Source organism: Mesorhizobium sp. WSM3859, from assembly GCF_002295065.1.
Classification (GTDB): Bacteria; Pseudomonadota; Alphaproteobacteria; order Rhizobiales; family Rhizobiaceae; genus Mesorhizobium.
In genome coordinates this window covers 1-4,870 of the sequence record NZ_NSGG01000030.1, presented here as the reverse complement: position 1 = coordinate 4,870, position 4,870 = coordinate 1, and the positions used below count along the sequence as shown (strand labels likewise).

Below are 4,870 nucleotides of genomic sequence, written 5' to 3'. Positions count from 1 at the left end.
ACGGGTGACACGGGCGCTACCGGCTCGACTGGAGCTACAGGTGCGACTGGCGCGACCGGTGCCACCGGCGCGACTGGTGATACCGGGGCCACTGGGGCCACCGGCGCAACAGGTGATACCGGAGCCACGGGTGCCACCGGAGCAACAGGTGCGACGGGCGCAACCGGCGATACCGGAGCGACAGGTGCCACCGGCGCAACGGGTGCCACGGGTGCGACTGGCGATACCGGGGCGACGGGTGCGACCGGCGCAACTGGCGCGACGGGTGCAACTGGCGATACCGGGGCCACCGGTGCGACCGGCGCAACAGGCGCCACGGGTGCGACTGGCGATACCGGGGCGACGGGTGCGACTGGCGCCACGGGTGATACGGGCGCGACTGGCGATACCGGCGCCACGGGTGCCACCGGAGCAACAGGCGCCACGGGTGCAACCGGCGATACCGGGGCAACTGGTGCTACCGGCGCAACGGGCGCTACGGGCGCGACCGGCGACACAGGAGCCACTGGTGCTACGGGCGCCACGGGCGCGACTGGCGATACCGGGGCAACTGGTGCTACCGGCGCAACGGGCGCCACGGGCGCGACCGGCGACACAGGAGCCACTGGTTCTACCGGAGCGACGGGCGCCACAGGCGCGACTGGCGATACCGGAGCGACAGGTGCTACCGGAGCAACAGGTGCGACTGGTGCAACCGGCGACACCGGAGCTACGGGTGCCACCGGCGCAACAGGCGCCACAGGTGCGATCGGCGATACCGGAGCCACGGGTGCCACTGGCGCAACGGGCGCCATGGGTGCCACTGGCGATACCGGAGCCACGGGTGCAACCGGCGCAACGGGTGCCACGGGCGCGACTGGCGATACCGGGGCAACGGGTGCCACGGGTGCGACAGGCGCCACAGGTGCGACCGGCGATACCGGAGCGACGGGTGCCACCGGCGCAACGGGTGATACGGGCGCTACCGGCTCGACTGGCGCGACCGGTGCCACCGGAGCCACAGGCGCCACCGGCGCAACTGGCGATACCGGAGCAACGGGCGCCACTGGCGCGACTGGCGATACCGGAGCCACAGGGGCCACCGGCGCGACGGGTGCCACCGGCGCGACCGGCGCGACTGGCGACACCGGCGCCTCCGGTGCAACCGGGGCTACCGGTGCAACTGGCGGCACCGGTGCAACTGGTTCCACGGGTGCTACCGGCGCCATGGGTGCGACCGGCGATACCGGCGCAACGGGCGCCACTGGTGCAACCGGCGCCGCGGGCGCCACCGGCGCAACTGGCGCTAGCGGTTCCACGGGGGCCACTGGCTCGACAGGAGCGACCGGCGCCACAGGCTCCACCGGACCGAAGGGCGACACCGGACCCAAGGGCTCGACCGGTGCTACGGGCGCGACCGGAGCGACCGGCGCGACGGGTGCCACCGGACCCAAGGGTGACACCGGACCCAAGGGCTCGACCGGCGCGACAGGCGCGACAGGAGCGACCGGCTCGACTGGGCCGAAGGGCGACACCGGACCCAAGGGCTCGACCGGTGCTACGGGCGCGACCGGAGCCACGGGTGCCACCGGTTCGACTGGGCCGAAGGGCGACACCGGACCCAAGGGTTCGACCGGTGCTACGGGCGCGACAGGTGCGACCGGCGCTACCGGCTCGACCGGTCCGAAGGGCGACACCGGGCCCAAGGGCTCGACCGGTGCTACGGGTGCGACAGGAGCGACCGGACCGAAGGGCGACACCGGACCCAAGGGAGCGACCGGCGCGACGGGTGCCACCGGACCCAAGGGCGACACCGGGCCGAAGGGCGCAACTGGAGCAAGCGGTCCCACCGGACCGACTGGACCTTCAGGCGGCGATCATCACCACTCCAACGCCTTGACGACTACGGCCGTAACGAACTCCAAGTCGGCTGCGGTCACGCCAACCACGTTGGGGCTGAAGGACACGACGTTCCTCTCGTCAAGCTCCAACAACAATGCCGGCGGCGATCACACGTCGTTGCGCTACCTGATTGGCCTGGCGACCAGCTCGCTTGCAGCCGATCTCCTTGGCGCCTTGAACAAGATCAAGGGATTTGGGAATACCCACGACCAAGGCGGTGGCGCAAAGAACGATCCGACGCTGGACACGACTAAGCTCGCAGGCGGCCACACCGACACCGACCATACGGTGAAGTCGATCCTGAAGGATTTCCTGAAGCCGAATGGATGAGCTAGGCGATTGAACCGGCGGCAACGGATAGCCGCCGGTTCAAGGTGAAACATGGAACGCGCGTCTTCACGGAAAGCGTCCCGCGCGTTTTTCATAGCGATGCATATTGGAATATGACGCGCGGTACCGACCTTCGCCCGCGTCGCCGCTCGGCCAGATAGCTGGCCCTATCACATCTGCGAGACCGCTTGGGAATATTGCTCTCGACTAAGCCGTTGCGATGGCTCCGTTTTTGTGGGTCCCCGAATCCTTCCAGCACATTTACGCCTAACCAGCAGTTGCAAATTCGTTAACAAATTCTCGATTGGACGTTTACAAATCAAGAATTTTCTAATTCACTAATAAGGTAACTTTTACATACTCGTTATGACCCGTGGTCACGGAGTCGGGGATCACCGTGGAGTTACGTTCGACGCGCCTCTTTCGGTCGCGTCCATACCTGTCCGGGTGGGGCGGATAGGTTTCATTTGCGGAGTTGATGGGAGCCGTCGGTGGTGGATCGGCGGCCTCTCGCGTGGAGTGGGGTTATGTATCGTGTAACGTCGTGCGCGAACCGAGCCGATCCGGCCTTCGCCGAGTTCCCGATTGATCCGCTGGCGAGCTGCGCCGGCAATCTTTCTCAGGCCGATGCTTCGGCCATGGCGCCGCAAAAATGCGCCAGCGCCGGAGGGCGCCTCCATACACAACATGAATATGCGGGTTCGATCCCGGCCAGGCGATGAGAATGGTCTCGTCGTCACAAAGTGCGGCACGGCCGCAGCCGACCTGAGGAGAGATTGATGAGCTACGCAGCAGGGACTGGCGTCCTGGAAGTTACCGTCAGGGGCGTTTTGCCGATCGGCGATACGACGGACAATCAAACCTATTTCATTTTGGATGAGGCCAAGGCTGCGATCGTCGGCCAGGTGATCCTTCCCAAGGCGGTCAAACGGAGCATGGCTGTCGCGCTCACCGTGAAGGTGCCAAGCACGGCCGGTTCATTTGCGATCGGCACGTTCGACGATGGCGGCAACTTCCAGATCGCGAGCTTCCTGCGCGTGGAACGCCCCTCTGTCCCCGGCGGCGCTGTCGGCCCGGCGGGACGATGACCGCTGCCTCACACCTCTCGTCCTCGACGGTCGCCGGCGACGCTGGCGGCCGATTTTCCCTTTGAATTGAATTCAAGCCAACAGGAGCCAGTCATGGCCGCCCGCGCCTCTGAAATTCTCTTTGTGGATCCTTCGGTCTCCGACCTCCAGACGATTCTCGGCTCCCTGAGGCCGGAAGTCCGGGCCGTCGTGCTCGATCGCAACCAGCCGCCGGCGCAGCAGATCGCCGGCGCCCTTGAAGGGGAAGAAGGACTCGACGCGGTCCACATCATGGCACATGGCGCGCCGGGACGGGTTCAATTCGCGGCAGGAGAGTGGTCGGTCGCGACGTTGAAAGAAACGGCTGAAGATTTCGCCGCAATCGGCGAGGCGCTTGCCGCCGACGGCGAGCTGCGGCTGTGGAGCTGCGCGACGGCATCAGGGGTTGTAGGCGAGGCCTTCGTGGCGGCGCTGGAAGAGGTCGTCGGCGCGGACGTCCGCGCATCCAGGTCGCTGGTTGGCGCAGCCGCGTTGGGGGGCGCCTGGGACCTATCCGCAGGAGCGATCGCGCCGACGCCATTGCCGCCACTCACCTCAGATGGAGTGGAAAGCTACTTCGGGGTGCTTGCGGCGGCCGACCTCACACTCACCGGGGACATAACAGCCGGCGGCAACTCTTCGGCTGTTAACACGTACTATATAGTGGATACTCACGCGGTTCCGCCGACAAATCCTTCGCTCAATACTTCAGATGATACAGTGGTCGGCAGCTTTCAGCTTCCATCTGCTAACCAAAATGGTCTAATCACCGATTTTTCTGCAACAATAACAATTCCAAATACTACTGATATTTATTTTGTTTATGACAGCACTTTCAAGCTATATGGCACGCTTTCTCCGGTTGCCGGAGGTTATAGTTTTACACCTGTAGATAATAATAACGGCGATAATGGCAATACTTTTGATACTGCTGCTTTCATCGCCACCACGGGTCAAGGCTCGACCGGACCGGCGGGACCGCCCGGACCAACAGGTGCGACCGGCGCCACAGGGTCTACTGGCGCAACTGGTTCGTCGGGCGCGACCGGCGCAACGGGCGCCACTGGCTCTACCGGCGCGACGGGTTCGTCGGGTGCGACCGGTGCCACGGGTGCGAGCGGCGCGACGGGCGCCACTGGCTCGACGGGTGCTACAGGCTCGACAGGTGCAACTGGAGCCACGGGTGCGACCGGTGCAACGGGCGCCACAGGTGCGAGCGGCGCAACCGGCTCCACTGGAGCTACCGGTGCAACTGGCGCCACCGGCTCAACCGGGTCGTCGGGCGCGACTGGCGCCACGGGTGCAACTGGCGCTACAGGCGCAACCGGTGACACGGGCGCCACGGGTGCGAGCGGCGCAACTGGATCTACCGGTGCAGCTGGATCTACCGGTGCCACCGGCGCCACCGGCGCGACTGGTGACACGGGCGCTACCGGCGCCTCCGGAGCAACGGGCTCGACAGGAGCTACGGGTGCTACCGGCGCCACAGGCTCGACGGGCGCAACTGGCGACACTGGTGCAACTGGAGCAACCGGTGCCACGGGCTCGACCGG

At 66.0% G+C, this 4,870-nt stretch carries 2 protein-coding genes and 1 pseudogene; all 3 read left to right on the top strand.

Annotated elements, in window-relative coordinates; translation table 11 throughout:
* Positions 1 to 2,211, top strand: a pseudogene (locus tag CK230_RS32175) (hypothetical protein); the annotation flags it as partial.
* Between the two features lie 779 nt (positions 2,212 to 2,990).
* On the top strand, positions 2,991 to 3,299 hold the full coding sequence (locus tag CK230_RS32170; protein ID WP_141246177.1) for a hypothetical protein: 309 nt from the start codon (positions 2,991 to 2,993) through the stop codon (positions 3,297 to 3,299).
* Positions 3,300 to 3,392: 93 nt separating this feature from the next.
* Positions 3,393 to 4,870, top strand: a 1,478-nt coding sequence (locus CK230_RS32960; RefSeq protein ID WP_141246176.1) for a DUF4347 domain-containing protein, incomplete at its 3' end; no start/stop codon positions are given.